The sequence below is a fragment of the Bordetella genomosp. 5 genome (assembly GCF_002261475.1).
In the GTDB taxonomy this organism is placed as follows: domain Bacteria; phylum Pseudomonadota; class Gammaproteobacteria; order Burkholderiales; family Burkholderiaceae_B; genus Bordetella.
Genome location: NZ_NEVN01000004.1, coordinates 98,641 through 116,017, shown reverse-complemented (window position 1 = coordinate 116,017; position 17,377 = coordinate 98,641). Strand labels below are relative to the sequence as shown.

Sequence of the window (17,377 nt, the reverse complement as noted above, 5' to 3'; positions counted from 1 at the left end):
ACGCGCGCCCACCCATGGCGAGCGCGCGGACCATAGGGTTGCGAGAAGGCTCAGGCCGAGTAGCGGACCGGGCGGCCTTGCAGGGAGAAAGTGGCGGTGACCTGCATCACTTGGCCCTTGGTAAGCGTCGGGGTCTCGTTAAACGACACGATGCCGTTGTAGAGAATCACCGAACCATCCGCCAGGCGGAACATCAGCGCCCGGTTGTCTCGGCGTTCGCCAGCGATCTTCAGGGCCTGATAGCCGGCGAGGGTCGGGTCATCGCCGATACCGAGCGTGATGGACTGGGGGCTCGTAGTAGTCGGCAACTGGCGGTCGAAATCGTCCTCGAGGAACGAACCGGTCCAGAACTGCTGGTCTCCGCCTTGGGTCTGGACGTCGAGGATCTGCGTGATCTGAGTCCATGCGGTAATCGCGCGCAAAGTGCCGCCGGAGGAGCCCGCCGGAAAGCGTCCAGTGTCGGACGTGTCCGCACCCAACAGCGGAATCGCGTTAGCGGTGGTGGTTCCGGCCCGCCAGACGCGCTCGCTGATCTTCTGCCAGCCGCTCTTGAGCTCGAGGTAGTCGCCCGTGGTCAGGCCGTGGGCGGCCGAAGTGGCGACGCCGGGGTTAGCGTTGGTAATTTCGGAGAGCGTCTTCGCAGCGCTGTATCCGGTGGCAATGAAGACGGTCGCACCGTCCGGCAATCGAATAGCCATGTGGGCCTCTCAACAGGTGTTGCCCTGGACGGGCGAAAAAAAGCCGCCCGAGGGCGGCAACGAAAGAGGGCCGCCCGAAGGCGGCCCTTGAAAGCGGGTGAAAATGTCTAGGAGCGATCGCCCCAAATGGATAACGACTGAAGGACGCCGCGACGCTCGTCGGCATCGTCGAACGAGTCGAGCGGCTCACTGCGCACTGTCACGGTCAGCGCCGGCGCGGCGAGCAGCGCACTCACCATTTCGGCGAGCACTTCGCTCGCTTCCTTGGTAGTGGCAGCCCAGACCTCAACTTGCACCTCGGCGTGTCGCCTATCTGCAAGGCGGCCGTCGAAGAACTGCACGGGATCTCCGCCCATGCGCTGCCAGACGGCGTACGGCATCGCAGTCTCGTAAGGTGCGACCGTAGGGAAGACGCGGGCGACGACGGAGGCAAGCGCTTGCTGCAGGTCAGATTCCAGACTCATTTTTTGGCCTTTGCCAGGATCCGGCGCTTCAATTCGTTCTCGGCGGCCTCCATGGCGCGCCCATATGCGACAGACGCGCGCCGCACGAAGGCTTTGCCCGGCATGTGCCGGGGAGTGGGTAGCGGCACGTAGTACGCGTCCTTCTCAGCCTGACTCGCCCGGCGCCGGGGCTTCTTCGTGCCGTCCATTCCAGGGCGGACCAGAGGGAAGAAGCGGCCGCGCTCGTCGCGCGCATACACGTAGCGCTGCATCCAGCCGTACTCGAGGAGATGGCCGTGGGGTGCCTTCCTGTGATTCCAGCTGACGTGGTAGACGGCCTGCCGGCCCTCTGTTGAACTCTCTTTGCTGTAGACCTGGTAGATGGCGCGGGCGAGGTTTCCCGAGACACGCCGCATGCCAGCGACGTTCCGTTGCACTTCCTCGTAGAGGACCTGCGCCCCCGCCTGCGCGGCCGGCCGCATGGCCTCCTCCGCCTCTGCCCCAAGTTCATCAAGGAGGCCCTCCAGGCCGGAGGTGTCCAGATCGAATGTCGCAGTGCGACGGCCGGACAGGACAGGACGCCGGCGGCTCATGTGGTGATCTCGCAGGCCAAGTCCAGGAACTCACGGCGCTGCTCGTCTGGAAGTGCCGCCACGACGTTGTAGGGAATGTCGCCGACCAGCACTCTCATGCCGGCGCTGAAATCCTTGCGATAACGCACCCGGACGCTCGCAGAGGCGATGGACTCGACGCTACCCGCCGCCCCCACCTCTCGCCCGCTCATAACGCGCACGTTGGCCCAGACGGTGGCGACATCGGTCCATTCCTGCAGAGGCTGTCCCCATGCGTCGTGGCCGGAGCCTTTGCGCTGCACCGTCACACGGCGGTTCAAACTGCCTGCTCGCATATCACGCCCCCATCCCAACCCTGTAAGGCTGCAAGAGCGAGCGCACCCCGCGGGGCAGCTCTGCCACGGTCGCACCGACGACCACGTCCTCGCGATTGGCGTCGAGGTGACCGATCGTCAACAGCACGGCGGCCTTGATGGCGTCGTTGACCACCATCGGGGCCTCGCCAGCGGTGCCGGCAGCGACGGCGGCGGCCAGGGCATCGGCGTCCGGATAGACATCGCGGTCCATGTACTCGATCGCGGCCTGCTCAGCTGCGGCGATGTACACCATCAACAGCTCGTCGTCGCCGTCGCTGTCCGATCGAAGGTGCTTGCGGGCAAGCTCCAGCGAAACGAGGCCCATCAGTCACCTCCGGAGTCGCCGGCACCCTTGTTCTGGGGGTCGCCGCGCCGCTTGTTACTCGGCTTTTCTGCCTGCGGCGTTTTGACGGGCGGACCACCCTTCTCCCCGCCGCTGGCAGGCGTGGATTGCTGGCCGTGCGTTTGGCTGCCACCGTTCACGACCTTGCTTTCGTCGAAGGGCTCGACCAAGCGATTCAGGCGCAACTCACGAGCACGGGTGAGGTCGACCGTGATAGTCGCTCCCCGCTTGGCATACACGCCCTGATTGATGAATCCGGCGCACGTCTTGACTTCGATCTGGGTCATGTTGAGTCTGCGCCCGGTTGCCCGGGCGCAGTCCATTGCGTTGACGTTGGAGTCCGTTAATCGGTCTCGAACTCACCGTGAACGAACGACTCGGGGCGGTAGACCGCCAGAGCCAGCCGTTCCTCGGCGCGGATCGTCACCATGTTGGTGCGGAAGTTGTCACCGTCTTCCGTCGACACCTCGACAGCCGCCTCTTCGCGGTCGAAGACCTGGGCCGCGATGTTCATGGCGCCGACGAGGAACTCGTTTTCGGGCACGGCGTTGCTGTCGATCACCGGCAGCTTCCACATGCGCTGGACGCCGCCTTCTTGCACGTTGACCCAGATGTAGGCGCCGGTCGAATCCTTCTGCAGTTCCAGTTCAGCCCAGTCGACCGGGTTGAGCGCGATCGCCGACGCGCGGTATTCCGCGATACGCACCTGCAGGATGGCTCGTCGGAGCGTGTCGATACGCGTGTCTCCGGCCTTGCGCAGGGCCGCATTGAACGGCGTCGCCTGCGGAATGAGGCCCAGGAGATTCTGGCCAGTGCCGTCACCAGCCAGAATCTGCTCCTCCTCGACATACTTCAGGCCATAGATGGCGCGGCCATTGATGTAGCTCTGGAGCAGCGGAACATCGGAGAGAACTTGCTTCGAAGCCCGGAACCAGTGCGCCAGAGTACGAACCTGGGTGCTCTTCAGCTCGAACGAAAGATCCGATTGAGCTTTGGCCGCACCCTCGCCCGCCTGCGCGGCCGCCATGTTCTGGAAGCCGCTCTCCTGGACATACTCGATAGAGTTGGAGGCGGTTCGCCCCGGCATGATCAGGTCACGGATGGTGAACTGGCGATCAGGGCCCTGCAGGATCCCAGGCCTGCGGTCCGCGACAATGGCGGAACCTACGCCGCCCGTGCCAGAGATTGCGCTGGTGATGTTGGTCACGGCTTTCAGACCCAGGCGGGCGATGCCGCGCTCACGCATCGCGAGCACCTTGAAGTCCTCGGACTCGACCAGCTGCTCGCCGGCCAAGTCATGATCGGATTGCCGTCGTGGTGAAAGCGGCCCGAGGCGATCGCGGCCTCCAGCTCTTTCATCGGATCGCTCATGTTTGTGGTAGTTCTGGACGATGGTGATGGGCGTCAGCCCCTCCTCGTCCAGGTGATGCGATAAGTTGGTGGCCCCGTGCGGATCCAATGCTATCTCGTGAGCGCGTGCCGCTACGGCTGGAAGCGCCACGGGATGGCGGAGCACGACCCCGGCGCCCGGGTGCTCATGCCCACGGTCCGCAACGAACGCCAGTACTACACCGACCGACGCGGCATGTTGATGATCGCCCGCGCCTGCAAATGCAGGGCCACGCGCGCGGCGATACGCGTATCGTTCTACAGCGGCATGCGACTGGGCGAGGTGGTGAGCGCCAGCCGGGAAGATGGTCTGTTCAAGTTGCCGGACACGAAAAATGGAAATCCGAGATTCGTGCCGATCCATCCCCGAGCGCGGGCTGCGTCGACGGTCGCCATGCGCGACAAGTGGCACATGAGCAAGCAGTTCAAGAAGGCTGCGCGGGCAGTTGGCATGGACCACCTTCGCTTCCACGATCTACGACACAGCGCAGCAAGCGAGATGATCAATTCTTCGGTCGATCTGTATACCGTTGGCGCGGTGCTTGGGCATAAGTCGGCGGCGAGTACAAAGCGCTACGCGCACTTGGCTACCGGGACCATTGGGGAGGCTCTGGCCAACATTGGCAAGAAATCCCCCACCGCCAAAAGAAAAAGGGCTGCGTGATCACACGCAAGCCCTTGATTTTAAATGGTAGGCCCCCCGAGAGTCGAACTCGGCACCAACGGATTATGAGTCCGCTGCTCTAACCAGGCATGAGCTAGAGGCCCGAAAGCGTTACTGCCCTTCGAGGAAGCTCTTCAGCTTGTCGGCCCGGCTGGGATGACGCAGCTTGCGCAGCGCCTTAGCCTCTATTTGACGGATCCGCTCGCGCGTCACGTCGAACTGCTTGCCGACTTCCTCGAGCGTTTGGTCGGTGCTCATTTCGATACCGAAACGCATGCGCAGGACCTTGGCCTCGCGCGGGGTCAGGGAGTCTAGCACTTCCTTGACCACGTCGCGCATGGAGCCATGCAGCGCCGCGTCGGAAGGAGCCAGCGTGGACGTGTCCTCGATGAAGTCGCCCAGGTGCGAATCGTCGTCATCGCCGATGGGGGTTTCCATCGAGATGGGTTCCTTGGCGATCTTCAGGATCTTGCGGATCTTGTCTTCCGGCATGTCCATCTTCTGCGCCAGCGTCGCGGGATCCGGCTCGGCGCCGGTTTCCTGCAGGATCTGACGGCTGATCCGGTTCATCTTGTTGATCGTTTCGATCATGTGAACCGGAATACGGATGGTGCGTGCCTGGTCGGCGATCGAGCGCGTGATGGCCTGACGAATCCACCACGTGGCGTACGTGGAGAACTTGTAGCCACGACGGTATTCGAACTTGTCCACCGCCTTCATCAGGCCGATGTTGCCTTCCTGGATCAGGTCGAGGAACTGCAGACCGCGGTTGGTGTACTTCTTGGCGATCGAGATCACCAGACGCAGGTTGGCCTCGGTCATTTCGCGCTTGGCCTTGCGAGCCTTGGCTTCGCCGGTGGCCATGCGCTTGTTGACGTCCTTCAGGTCCTTCAGCGGCAGCACGACGCGCGTTTGCAGGTCGATCAGCTTCTGCTGCAGCTCTTGGACGGCCGGGATCTGACGCTCGAGCGTCTCGGCGTACGGATGACCCGCGGCGACCTCATCAAGCACCCACTGCAGGTTGGTCTCGTTGCCCGGGAACACCTTCAGGAAATGCGGACGCGGCATGCCGGCGCGATCCACGCAGGTGTGGAGCACGGCACGTTCGAGCTGACGCACTTCTTCGACCTGATTGCGCAGGGTGTCGGCCAGCTTCTCGACCATCTTGGCCGTGAAGCGGATACCCATCAGCTCGTTCTGGATGATTTCCTGAGCCTTGGTGTACGAGTCGGACTTGTAGCCTTCCTTCTCGTACGAGAGGCGCATGCGGTCGAACTGCTTGGACACTTCGTCGAACTTGGCCAGTGCCTTGACGCGCAGGTCTTCGAGCTGCTTGCTCGACATGCCGCCGGCCGGGCCGTCATCGCCTTCGTCTTCGTCGGCGCTCACGCCGGCGCCAGCGTATTCCTCACCATCTTCCGGATCCACCAGGCCGTCGACCACTTCGTCGATCTGAGCCTGGCTCTCACGCACGCGCGTGGCGTGGGCGAGGATCTCGTTGATGGTGGTGGGACACGCCGAGATGGCCATGACCATGTGCTTCAGGCCGTCTTCGATGCGCTTGGCGATCTCGATTTCGCCTTCGCGGGTCAGCAGCTCGACCGAGCCCATTTCGCGCATGTACATACGCACGGGGTCGGTGGTGCGGCCGAAATCGGAGTCCACCGTGGTGAGGGCGGCTTCGGCTTCGTCTTCGACGTCGTCGTCGTTGGACGCCACCGGGGCGTTTTCGCTCATCAGCAGGGTTTCGGCGTCGGGGGCCTGGTCGTAGACCGAGATGCCCATGTCGCTGAAGGTGCTGATGATGCCGTCGATGGCTTCGGCGTCGACCAGATCGTCAGGCAGATGATCGTTGATTTCGCCGTACGTCAGGTAGCCGCGGTCCTTGCCCAGCTTGATCAGCTGCTTCAGGCGATTGCGGCGCGCTTCGTATTCTTCGGGGGTGACGGGGCCACGGGCGATCAGATCCTTCGGATCGCCCTTGCCACGCTTGCCGCCGCGCTTGGCGGGCTTGAAATCAGGCACGACTTCGCCTTCGCCGTCCATCGGATCGTCGAACGAATCGCTGTCGTTATTGGCATTCTTGGCAGGACGGCCGGGACGACGGCCGCTGGGCACGGCCGGACGCGCGCCGCCGACCAGATCGGCCAGCTTGTCTTCGGCCTTCTTGGCACGAGCCTTGGTGACCTTTTCGCCGGTCGCGGCAGCAGCCGTCTTGGCGGGCGCTTTCTTGGCGGCCGCCTTCGTTGCAGTCTTGGCGACCTTCACTGCCGTTTTGGCAGGCGCTTTTTCCGCCGCCATGCTCACGACGCGCTTCTTGGCCGTCGGGGATTGGGCGTCAGCCGCATCGATTGCAGAGGTGGATTTGCCAGTGGTTTTGGTCATAGTCGCTTCCGTGGTCGTCGCAACCCTGTTTTGGGTTATTGCACCGTGGTGTACACGGGTAAAACTGGCGGGCCTTGCTGAAACCGCGCATTCGCGTTGGTCGCGAAACTGGCTCCGAACCCCGTTGCGCCGCTGATCTGGCATCGATGCCCAACAGCGCTAACGTGTCGCGATTTCGTCGGTTGCCGTGCGCCGGATATCGGAGGTGCTGTCGTGCCTGTTTCAGGCCGGGCTAGCTGTGGGAATCCCCTGCTGCCTTAGATACAACACCTGCCGTCATACCCGGCGGCGCGGCCGCCGATTGCGCGACCCACCACCTGCTTACTTCATTTGTTCCGACCCGCTACACGCGGGTCATGCCGCGCGATTTCCGAAAGCAAACCCCAAAAGGCCATGACCATGACCGCCGCGCAAAATCGCGGCACACCGTCATGGCATGACCGATTGGTGAAAACAGGTTCGCATCACCGGGTATCGTAACCCCGGCACTCGAAAACCGCCCAAACTTCGTAAAAATCGAGGTATCCAAGCCCCGCCGGGCACGCCGCTTGCTACTTGTCGCGGCGCGACCGTCTTGCAGGGTGACCCTGGCGTGGCATAAGCCAGCGAGCCAGGAGGACACCGTCGGCCCGTGCGTTGGAGCGTCTTTTGCCTCGAGGGCAAGCGCTACGACACCGCGACGTTCCGATTACCGCTCTGCGCCCGCCGGTGCGACCGGCAAACGCGCTGTTCAATGTGGCCCCGTTACGCCGGGCCTGCAGGAGACATTACGTACCCCTGCCGGGCGGATCTTTCATCGCGCCCCGCGCCTGCGGTCGCCATGCGGCGCAATTGCCGGACCTGCGTGCTGGGTCTGACCACCGGATCTGATCGCCGAGCCTGATCGCCGGGTCTGGTCACCGGGCCTGATCATGCCTGACGGACAAATTCGCCGTAAACACGAAACCCTCGATGTTAACGCAATTCAGCGCATACCTGCAGCTTTTAAGACAGTTAAACGGGCTGCTAGTTCAAGATAGCGCTTCCGGCCGGCCTCGTCGGAGACCCCCGATTGGGCCAGTTTGGCCATCTCGGCGCGCACCGAATCGAACTCGATCCGACGCAGCGCGTCGTCCCATTCGGTCTGCGGATCGGGCAGGTCTTCCTGGGCCAGCACGTCTGCGCGCAAACCCTTGAGCGCCACATACAGATCCGAATCGCTGTCCGCCGCCTCCATCAGCGCGCCCACGTGACGGGCGCCGCTGCTCTTGGCCAGCATGATCAGGTCTCGTACAAGACCTAGATGGGGACCATGGTCGATGACTTCAAGCTGCAGGTCGCCCATGGAGTCCACCAATTCGGGGTGGGCCAGCAACAGACACAGCAGCCGGCGCGCCAGGGACGGCATGACCCGCTTGCCCTCGTAACCGCCCGGGCCGTCGTCGCGGCGACCTTTCCAGTCGCCCTTGCCCTTGCCTTTCCATTCGCCCTTGGGCTTCCAGTCGCTTTTACCCTTCCAGTCGCCCTTGGACTTCCAGCCGCCGGACTCCTCGCCGCCCCATTGCGGCGCGGACTCTCCCGCGGGTTCGATGCCCATGGCATAGAGATCGGGCTCGTCGTCGCCGTAGGGCTCGTAGCCCCAATCCGGTGGAGCGCCGTCTTCGCCCCCACCGGATGCGGGCGCATCGCCGGGCTGGCCGGCTTGGCCCGCCTGCGCGGCAGCGGGCCGCGCCGCGCCGGGCTGCGCGGGCGTGGCGGGATGGTTGGCCGCCACCGCCTGGCGTGCCGCGGCCTGCGCCTGCATCTGCGCCGAGTACTGCGCCATCGACGCGGCCATCTCCTCGGGCGTGAGCTGCACCACCTTGGCCAGCTCGCGCTCGATCTGCGTGCGCAGACCACACTCGGGGATCTGATGCAGCAGCGGCTTGGCTTCGTGCAGGCAACTGGCCCGCCCTTCGGCCTCGTCGAGGTTGTGCCGGGAGCTCAGCTCGTCGAGCAGGAAGCGCGACAGCGCCGCCGCCTGGCCCAATTGCTCGCGAAACGCCTCGGCGCCGAACTCGCGCACATAGGAATCGGGATCGTGCTCGGCCGGCAGGAACAGAAAACGGATGGCGATGTCGTCGCGCAGCACCGGCAGGCAGGCCTGCAGCGCGCGCCACGCGGCCCGCCGACCCGCGGCGTCGCCATCGAAGCTGAAAACGACCTTGTCGCTGGCCCGCAGCAACTTCTTGACGTGATCCGGCGTGGTGGAGGTGCCCAGCGTGGCCACGGCATTGCCGATGCCCAGCTGCGCCAGCCCGACCACGTCCATGTAGCCCTCGACCACGATGACCATCCCTTCCTGACGGATGGACAGACGGGCCTCCCACAGACCGTACAGCTCGTGGCCTTTGGAGAACACGGGGGTCTCGGGAGAATTGAGGTACTTGGGCTCGCCCTTGCCGATGATGCGGCCACCGAAGCCGATGAGCGCGCCACGCGTATTGCGGATCGGGAACATGATCCGCTCGCGGAAGCGATCGTAGCGGCGGCCATCCTCGGACTCGATCACCAGGCCGGACTCGACCAGGATGGGATCATCGTAGTTGTCGAAGATCTGCGAGAGACCGTGGCGGTCCGTGCCGGACCAGCCCAATCCGAAATTGCGCGCGACCTCGCCCGTCAAGCCACGTTGCTTGAGGTAGGCGATCGCTTGGGGAGATCCGCGCAGCAGCCGCAGATACTGCGCCTGCGCGGCATCAAGCACCTGCGTATGACGCGACACCTCGGCCTGACGGCGTTGGGATTCGGCGCGTTGACGCGGACTGCGGGATTCTTCGGGAACGGTCATTCCCACGGAGCCGGCGAGGGTACGCACGGCTTCGGGGAAACTTGCGCCCGTGTGCTCCATCAGGAAGGTGATGGCGCTGCCATGGGCTCCGCAGCCGAAGCAGTGGTAGAACTGCTTCGTGGGGCTGACGGTGAAGGAAGGGCTTTTCTCGTTATGAAACGGACAGAGGCCAAGTAGATTGGCCCCACCCTTGCGCAACTGCACGTATCGCCCGACGACGTCTGCAACATCGACCCGGGCGAGTAAATCCTGAATGAATGATTCTGGAATCAATAGATTCTGGAATCAGATATCAATACAGGCGCGGGGGCAGTTGCTGGCTACGAATCCGCTTGTAGTGGCGCTTCACCGCGGCGGCGTGCTTGCGCTTGCGCTCGGCCGTGGGCTTCTCGTAGAACTCGCGCGAACGCAGCTCGGTGAGCAAGCCAGTTTTTTCGATGGTGCGCTTGAAGCGGCGCAGAGCGGCTTCAAACGGTTCGTTTTCCTTCAGTCGAACGATAGGCATAAATTCAGTGGTCTTGAGTAACTACGATTGATGACAAACCTGGTCCTGGCTGGCCCTACGGCTATCTACACACGCCGCAAGCCCCTGAAATCAGGTTCCAACGGGCTTGTAGCATGCGGCGCAACCCGAAAACCGAGCTCTGTGCTACGCACAGGCCGCCCTCGGGCCGCATCCCTAGCCGATCTCCGGCCTTTTGTCGCACACCTGAGAGGGCCCGGGGGGTTACCCAAGGGACTGCTCAGGGCCTACTCGGGGGTTACTCAAATGAGCCCCAAGCCGACAATAAAACAGGTTCGGTTTAGCGATAACCAGCGATTCTAGCACGACTGCGCCGAAATTGACCAGTCGGACCGGGCAAAGAGACAACACCCTGCCGGACCGCCGGCCAAGGCGCCCCGAGTCGGAGACCGAGGCGAAACAGCATCGGGTGGCACCGCAGGGCGCGCGCCGCACGCCGCGAGCGCGCCGAGCCCGGTGTCAGCTCGAACCCTTGCGGATCCAGGCTTCGAGCTGGTGCGGGCGCAGGCTGTCGTAATCCTCGAACGGCTGGTGAATCCAGGGGTTCGTGGGCAACTTGTCGGCGTAATAGTCGGGCGTGGCCTGCGAATGGCCTTTCCACCAGAGCACGGCACTGCGCAACTCGGTGATCGCCGGGAACTGGTTCTTGAGGTGGTCATGCACACGCATGAAGGTCTTGCCCGTGTCGACCATGTCGTCTACCAGCAACACCCGGCCCGACAGCGTGCCGCGCGTGATGGTGATGAACTGGGCGATATCGAGGTCGCCCTGCTTGGTGCCGGCGGCTTCACGGTAGCTGCTGGTGGCCAGAATGCCGAGGGGAACGTCGAAAATTCGGGACATCACGTCGCCGACCCGGACGCCGCCGCGGGCCAGACACAGAATCTGGTCGAATTCCCAACCGGACTGGTAGACCGTAAAAGACAGGCGCTCAATCAGGCGGTGATAGTCGTCCCAAGTCACCCACAGATGGCTGTCGTCGCTTTTTGGCGAGCTCATGGAGGGTCATCTCCTGCAAATGAATACGAAAAGGCCGCCGGCAGGTGACCCTGCGGCGGCCTGGCGAATCATAACCCGGGCAAAGGCGATTGAAAAAGCGGCCTGCTCTGCCCGGGCGTGTGCGTTCAGCCCTTGAAGGGGTGGCGCAGCACGATGGTTTCGTTGCGATCCGGACCGGTCGACACCAGGTCGATCGGCACGCCGCACACTTCCGCCACGCGCTCGAGGTAGCGGCGGGCGTTGGCGGGCAGCTTGGCATACTCGGTGATGCCGACGGTCGACTCGGACCAGCCCGGCAGCTCTTCGAGCACCGGCTGAGCCTGAGCGACGGCGTGGGCGCCGTACGGCAGCACGTCACGGAACTCGCCATCGACGCGATAGCCGACGCCGAGCTGGATGGTTTCGAGGCCGTCGAGCACGTCGAGCTTGGTGATGCACAGGCCCGAGATGCCGTTCAGGCGCACCGAGCGCTTGAGCGCGGCGCCGTCGAACCAGCCGCAGCGGCGCGGACGGCCCGTGACCGAACCGAATTCCTTGCCGATGGTGGCCAGGCGCGTACCGATCTCGTCGACCAGCTCGGTCGGGAACGGACCCGAACCGACACGCGTGGTGTAGGCCTTGGTGATGCCGAGCACGTAGTTCAGCGATTGCGGGCCCACGCCGGCGCCGGCCGAGGCCGCACCCGCCACGCAGTTGCTGCTCGTGACGAACGGGTAGGTACCGTGGTCGACGTCGAGCAGTGCGCCCTGCGCGCCTTCGAACAGCAGGCTGGCGCCTTGCTGCTGAGCCAGATAGAGGTTGCTCGAGACATCGCGCACCATCGGGGCGATGGCCGGCGCGAGCGCCATGGCCTGGTCACGCACTTCGTTGGCCGACACGGCTTCTGCGCCCAGGTACTGGGTCAGCACGAAGTTGTGGTAGTCGAGCACTTCGGCGAGCTTTTCGTCGAACAGGCTCGGATTGAAGAGGTCTTGCACGCGCAGCGCGCGGCGGGCGACCTTGTCTTCGTAGGCCGGGCCGATGCCGCGACCGGTCGTGCCGATCTTGCCCTCGCCCTTGCGTGCCTCGCGCGCCTTGTCGACGGCCACGTGGTACGGCAGGATCAGCGGGCAGACTTCAGAGATCTGCAGACGCGAGCGCACATCGAGGCCGGCGGCCTCGAGCTCTTCGATTTCCTTGAGCAGGGCCTCGGGCGACAGCACCACACCGTTGCCGATGTAGCAGGTCACGCCAGGATGCATGATGCCCGACGGGATCAGACGCAGAATGGTCTTCTGGCCGTTGATCCACAGCGTGTGGCCAGCATTATGGCCACCCTGGAAGCGGACCACGCCCTGAACCGACTCTGCCAGCCAGTCGACGATCTTGCCCTTACCCTCGTCACCCCATTGGGTGCCGATAACCACGACGTTCTTGCTCATGTTACGAATCAAATATCGAGTTTCTCGGGAAATCCGGAAATCTCCCCGCGGCCCTCCCGTCATCGGGAGGGAATTAGTCACAGCGTTTTGACCGTCCAGGCACCTTCTTGCAGTGCCAGCTCGCGATCGCAAACGTATTCGTCCTGGTCTTGCTCATGACCGGGCAATACCTGGACGACGATTTCGCCCGACCGGCGCAGTGCGCGCACCGCATCGATCAGGGCGGGGTCCTGCCCCCAGGGCGCGCGTACGGCGCGCCCGGGTTCTGCCGGCGCCAGCCCGGCTGCGAGCTTGCGCAGGTCGAGACTGAAGCCCGTGGCCGGGCGAGCCCGGCCGAATGCGCGGCTGACGTCGTCATAGCGACCGCCACGCACCAATGCATCGTGCCACCCCTCGGCATAAAGCGCGAAGGTGACGCCGGAGTGATAACCGTAACCGCCGACGTCCGCCAGGTCGATACCCAGCGCCACCTCGGGCAGCGCATCGACCACGGCCTGGAGGTCGTCGAGGGCGGCCGCGAGCGCCGGCAATGCCGGCAGCACGCGGCGCGCTTCTGCCAGCACCTCGGGCCCACCGTACAGCTCGGCCAGCGCGCGCAACGCCTGTTGCGTTTCGGAGCGCAATGCCGGGCCGCTCTCGTTGAGCGCCTTCAGACCCGCCACATCTTTCTCGCGCAGCAGCAGGATGATCTCGCTGGCGCGCGCCACCGCCGCGGCATCCGCGTCGAACAGCGCCTTGACCACGCCCGAATGGCTCAGATCGAGACGCGGCGCACGCACCCCGGCGATACCGACCGTTTCGAGTACCAGGTTGATGATTTCGAGGTCGGCCTCGAAACCCGCATGGCCGTAAATCTCGGCGCCGATCTGCAGCAGCTCGCGGCTCGACAGCAGGTCGGCCGGGCGGGCATGCAGGACAGTGCCGCAATAGCAAAGGCGGGTCACGCCAGCGCGATTGAGGAGGTGAGCATCGATGCGCGTGACCTGGGTGGTCATGTCGGCGCGTACGCCCAACGTGCGACCCGACAGCTGGTCGACCAGCTTGCAGGTGTACAACCCCAGATCACTGCCGGCACCCAGCAGAGAATCGATGTATTCGACCAGCGGCGGAGCGACCAGCTCGAAACCGTAAGTACGGTAGAGATCGAGCAGCTCGCGCCGCAGTTCCTCGATGCGCCGGGCCTCGGCCGGCAAGACATCTGCCAGCCCCTCGGGCAGCAACCAGTTACCCATGAATATTTACCTGAATGACGCGTCGATCAAACGAAAGCGTCGCCCAAAATGAAAACGGCTGAGGGGGCGTAAGCCCGCTCAGCCGTTGCGGAAATGTTCTAGCTTACGGGGTATTGTACATGGATCGGGCAGATCGTCCTACCCCTTGCCCAGCCCCGGAATGCCAAACGGGGCGCCCGAAGACGCCCCGCCCGGATGGCGCCCCGCCGAGGCGAGGCAACCGTGGTCTTACTGAGCCGTGCCCGTGGTCGCGGCCGTCGGGTTCTTGAAGAACTGGAAGAAATCCGACGACGGATCCACCACCAGCACGTCGCCCGTCTTCGAGAAGGCAGCGCGGTAACCCTCGAGGCTCTTGTAGAAAGAGTAGAACTCGGGATTGCGGCCGAAGGCTTCGGCATAGATGCTGCCGGCCTGGGCGTCGCCCTCACCCATGACCGTCTGGGCACGGGCGTAGGCCTGAGCCACGATCACTTCGCGTTGGCGGTCGGCTTCGGCGCGGATCTTCTCGCTCTCGGCGGCACCGATCGAGCGCAGCTCGTTGGCGACACGCGTACGCTCGGCTTCCATACGGCGGTAAACCGATTCGGAAATCTCGGGCGCGAACTCGATACGGCGCAGACGCACGTCGACCACTTGCACGCCCAGCGGCTCGGCGCGCTTCGCGACATTAGTGAGGATTTCGGCCATCACCTTGTCGCGCTCGGCCGACACGACGTCCTTGACGGTACGCACGTTGACCGACGCGTTGAGCGCGTCGCGGATCTGAGCCTGCAGACGTTCCTGGGCGGCGCGCTCGTTGCCACCGAAGGTCACGTAGTACAGGCGCGGATCGGCAATGCGCCACTTCACGTACGAGTCGATCATCAGGTTCTTCTTTTCAGAAGTCTGGATGCGCTCGGCATCGCTCGATTCGATGGTGAGAATGCGCTTGTCGAGCGTGACGACGTTCTGGAACGGCGGCGGCGCCTTGAAGTAGAGACCCGGCTCGTTGATAACGGTACGGACTTCACCCAGCGAGAACACCAGCGCGTAGTCGCGCTCGCGCACGACGAAAACGCAGGAAGAAAGGACGGCCAGGATGATGAGAAGGCCGACCAGGTAAGGCATGAGACGTTGCATAGTCAGGGCTCCTCGGGATTAGCGGGACAACACGCGATCGCGCGTGAGCGTGTTGCCGGTGTTGCTGTTGTTGCCGCTATTGCCGGCGTTGTTCGCCGACCCCGGAGTGCGCGAGGGCGCGGGCGGAATCGTGGGCTGGTTGCCGCCCGGAAGACTCAGATTGCTGCCCTGCGGACGACCCGCCTCGTGCGCGGCCTGCTGCATGATCTTGTCGAGCGGGAGATACATCAGCTGATTGCCGTTCTGCGTATCGACCATGACCTTGCTGGCACGCGTGAAGACCTCTTGCATGGTCTCGAGATAGAGACGTTCGCGCATGACGCGCGGCGCCTTCTCGTATTCGCCCAGGATCGACACGAAGCGTGCCGAATTACCCTGCGCGTCGCCGATGACCTTGGCCTTGTAACCTTCGGCCTGCTCGAGCATGCGCGACGCCTGACCACTGGCGAGCGGCACGACCTGATTGGCGTAGGCCTGACCTTCGTTGATCTGACGCTCGCGATCCTGACCGGCCTTGACCGCATCGTCGAACGCGGCCTGCACCTGTTCGGGCGGCTGGACGTTCTGGATGGCGACCGTGCTGATCTGGATGCCCGCCTGGTAGCGGTCGAGGATCTGTTGCATGAGTGCCTGGACTTCGCCAGCCACTTCGGTACGGCCTTCGTACAGCACGAAGTCCATCTGCTTCTTGCCGACGATCTCGCGCATGGCGGTTTCGGCGGCCTGGCGCACGGAATCATCCGGATCGCGCATCTTGAACAGATAATCGGGCGCGCCGTCCGCACGCAGGCGGTACTGCACCACGAACTGCATGTCGACGATGTTTTCGTCGGTGGTAAGCATCAGCGATTCAGGCAGAACCTTGTTGCGCGAACCCCCGCGGAAACCGACTTCGAACGTACGCAGCTGCGAAATGTTGACCATTTCGTGCGATTGGATCGGATACGGCATGCGCCACTGGAAACCCGCGGGCGCCGTGGACTTGTATTTGCCGAACTGGGTGACCACGGCCACCTGGCCTTCCTGGACGATGAAGAAGCCGCTCGCCAACCACAAGCCGGCCGCCACCAGAACGATGACGCCGAGACCGATCCGGGCGCCTCGCGGCGACGGCGGCTGAAAGCCCCCGCGCGGCGAGTTGGGGCGGTTGTTATTGCCGCCGCCCTTGCGCCCGAAGATCGAACCTATGCGGTTATTGAAGTCTCGCCAGACCTCATCGAGATCTGGCGGACCGTCTCCATTGCCCTGCGGCCGCTGCTTGGGCGGCTCGGAGCCATTGTTGTTGCCACGACCCCAGCCGGGATCATTCAGATTGAAGAGTTTGTTGATTCGAGGCATTGTTTCCCGCAATCTGTCCGGTCTCTGCAATTGCCCCGCGCAACGCATCCAGACCGGCGCGCTCGGTAGCGCTTACGAATACTCGCGCAATCGTACCATGGGCATCGCGCTCGACCCGCGGAGGCAGGTCAAGGCGGTCGATCTTGTTGTATACCAGAATGGTCGGAATCTCGGCTGCGCCGATTTCCGTCAGCACCTTCTGGACTTCCAGCACCTGCTCGTCGCGCTGCGGACTGGCCGCGTCGACCACATGCAGAAGCAGGTCGGCGTGCACGGTTTCTTCGAGCGTGGCGCGGAATGCCGCAATCAGGTTGGGCGGCAGATCACGAATGAATCCCACCGTATCCGAAAGCACCACCGAGCCCGCGCCGTCGATCCAGATGCGCCGCGTGGTCGTGTCGAGCGTGGCGAACAACTGATCGGCCGCGTAGGCGCCCGCGCGCGTGAGCGAATTGAACAGCGTCGACTTGCCGGCGTTGGTATAGCCCACGAGCGAGACCGACAAGGCGCCGCCGCGCGCACGCGCACGACGTTGCGTGATGCGCTGACGTTCGACACGGTCGAGGCGCTCGCGCAGCATCTTGACCTTGGCGCCGATCATGCGTCGATCCATTTCGAGCTGGGATTCACCCGGCCCGCGCATGCCGATACCACCGCGCTGACGTTCCAAGTGACTCCACAACCGCGTGAGGCGCGTGGAGAGATGCTGCAGCTGAGCGAGCTCGACCTGCAGCTTGCCTTCGTGACTCTTCGCGCGCAACGCGAAGATGTCGAGGATCAGGGCCACGCGATCGACGACGCGCAGGTTGAATTCGCGTTCGAGGTTGCGCTGCTGCGCGGGCGACAACGGCTGATCGAACAGCACGATATCGGCGAGCAGCGCGCCGGCCATGGCCACGCCCTCTTCGACCTTGCCCGAGCCGATGAAGAATTTGGCGTCGGGCCGGTCTCGGCGCGCGTTGAGGGTACCGACGATTTCCGCGCCGGCGCCGTCGGCCAGCATCGCGAATTCTTCGGCATGGGCAATATGATCAGGACTGCCCAGATCCACACTGATAATCAGGGCTCGCATACGTGCACCATTTC

Annotated in this window: 17 protein-coding genes, 1 tRNA gene and 1 pseudogene; 1 reads left to right on the top strand and 18 read right to left on the bottom strand. The window is 63.8% G+C overall.

All coding sequences use genetic code 11. From position 1 onward, the window contains the following. Positions 1-50: 50 nt before the first annotated feature. The 8 genes and pseudogenes from CEK29_RS07050 to CEK29_RS24060 all read right to left on the bottom strand — a co-directional run. Positions 51-698, bottom strand: a complete 648-nt coding sequence (locus tag CEK29_RS07050) for a phage tail protein (protein ID WP_094857681.1) — start codon at positions 696-698, stop codon at positions 51-53. Between the two features lie 107 nt (positions 699-805). Next, a complete protein-coding gene (gene gp17 / locus CEK29_RS07045) occupies positions 806-1,162 on the bottom strand; it encodes a tail completion protein gp17 (protein WP_094857680.1) in 357 nt (118 codons plus the stop codon). Then, positions 1,159-1,734 (bottom strand): HK97 gp10 family phage protein, encoded by a 576-nt coding sequence (locus tag CEK29_RS07040; protein WP_094857679.1) that lies wholly within the window; start codon positions 1,732-1,734, stop codon positions 1,159-1,161. The genes gp17 and CEK29_RS07040 overlap by 4 nt, the downstream gene beginning before the upstream one ends. Beyond that, a complete protein-coding gene (locus tag CEK29_RS07035) occupies positions 1,731-2,048 on the bottom strand; it encodes a phage head closure protein (protein ID WP_094857678.1) in 318 nt (105 codons plus the stop codon). Before CEK29_RS07035 ends, CEK29_RS07040 begins: the two co-directional genes overlap by 4 nt. Position 2,049: 1 nt before the next feature. Then, entirely contained in the window at positions 2,050-2,394 is a 345-nt protein-coding gene (locus CEK29_RS07030; RefSeq protein WP_094857677.1) for a head-tail connector protein, read from the bottom strand. Continuing rightward, positions 2,394-2,699, bottom strand: coding sequence for a hypothetical protein (locus tag CEK29_RS07025; RefSeq protein WP_094857676.1), 306 nt, complete (start codon positions 2,697-2,699; stop codon positions 2,394-2,396). The genes CEK29_RS07030 and CEK29_RS07025 overlap by 1 nt, the downstream gene beginning before the upstream one ends. Before the next feature lie 56 nt (positions 2,700-2,755). Next, the gene (locus CEK29_RS07020; RefSeq protein ID WP_255176115.1) at positions 2,756-3,667 is read right to left on the bottom strand and encodes a phage major capsid protein; all 912 of its coding nucleotides are present in this window, start codon (positions 3,665-3,667) and stop codon (positions 2,756-2,758) included. Positions 3,668-3,690: 23 nt separating this feature from the next. Further along, positions 3,691-3,871, bottom strand: a pseudogene (locus CEK29_RS24060) (terminase TerL endonuclease subunit); the annotation flags it as partial. A gap of 45 nt (positions 3,872-3,916) precedes the next feature. Here CEK29_RS24060 and CEK29_RS07015 point away from each other — a divergent pair. After that, positions 3,917-4,465 carry a site-specific integrase gene (locus CEK29_RS07015; RefSeq protein ID WP_094857675.1) on the top strand — a complete coding sequence of 183 codons (549 nt, stop codon included), beginning with the start codon at positions 3,917-3,919 and terminating at the stop codon, positions 4,463-4,465. Between the two features lie 25 nt (positions 4,466-4,490). On the opposite strand, the gene CEK29_RS07010 is transcribed toward CEK29_RS07015, so the two are convergent. The 10 genes from CEK29_RS07010 to hflX form a co-directional block, all read right to left on the bottom strand. Next, positions 4,491-4,569, bottom strand: a tRNA-Ile gene (locus tag CEK29_RS07010). A 7-nt stretch (positions 4,570-4,576) separates the two neighbouring features. Further along, complete coding sequence (rpoD, locus tag CEK29_RS07005) at positions 4,577-6,850, bottom strand: RNA polymerase sigma factor RpoD (protein WP_094800423.1); 2,274 nt, start codon at positions 6,848-6,850, stop codon at positions 4,577-4,579. 964 nt (positions 6,851-7,814) lie between these two features. Next, on the bottom strand, positions 7,815-9,932 hold the full coding sequence (gene dnaG / locus CEK29_RS07000; protein WP_094857674.1) for a DNA primase: 2,118 nt from the start codon (positions 9,930-9,932) through the stop codon (positions 7,815-7,817). Positions 9,933-9,951: 19 nt separating this feature from the next. Next, positions 9,952-10,164, bottom strand: a complete 213-nt coding sequence (rpsU, locus tag CEK29_RS06995) for a 30S ribosomal protein S21 (RefSeq protein WP_006218592.1) — start codon at positions 10,162-10,164, stop codon at positions 9,952-9,954. Between the two features lie 477 nt (positions 10,165-10,641). Then, the gene (locus CEK29_RS06990; protein WP_094800426.1) at positions 10,642-11,181 is read right to left on the bottom strand and encodes a phosphoribosyltransferase; all 540 of its coding nucleotides are present in this window, start codon (positions 11,179-11,181) and stop codon (positions 10,642-10,644) included. 125 nt (positions 11,182-11,306) lie between these two features. Next, positions 11,307-12,602 carry an adenylosuccinate synthase gene (locus CEK29_RS06985; RefSeq protein WP_170948483.1) on the bottom strand — a complete coding sequence of 432 codons (1,296 nt, stop codon included), beginning with the start codon at positions 12,600-12,602 and terminating at the stop codon, positions 11,307-11,309. A 77-nt stretch (positions 12,603-12,679) separates the two neighbouring features. After that, the gene (locus CEK29_RS06980) at positions 12,680-13,834 is read right to left on the bottom strand and encodes an ATP phosphoribosyltransferase regulatory subunit (RefSeq protein ID WP_094857673.1); all 1,155 of its coding nucleotides are present in this window, start codon (positions 13,832-13,834) and stop codon (positions 12,680-12,682) included. A 228-nt stretch (positions 13,835-14,062) separates the two neighbouring features. Continuing rightward, positions 14,063-14,953 carry a protease modulator HflC gene (gene hflC, locus CEK29_RS06975; protein ID WP_094800432.1) on the bottom strand — a complete coding sequence of 297 codons (891 nt, stop codon included), beginning with the start codon at positions 14,951-14,953 and terminating at the stop codon, positions 14,063-14,065. Positions 14,954-14,971: 18 nt separating this feature from the next. Continuing rightward, entirely contained in the window at positions 14,972-16,291 is a 1,320-nt protein-coding gene (gene hflK, locus CEK29_RS06970) for an FtsH protease activity modulator HflK (RefSeq protein WP_094800434.1), read from the bottom strand. Beyond that, positions 16,257-17,363, bottom strand: coding sequence for a GTPase HflX (hflX, locus tag CEK29_RS06965; RefSeq protein WP_094800436.1), 1,107 nt, complete (start codon positions 17,361-17,363; stop codon positions 16,257-16,259). Before hflX ends, hflK begins: the two co-directional genes overlap by 35 nt. Positions 17,364-17,377: the final 14 nt, after the last annotated feature.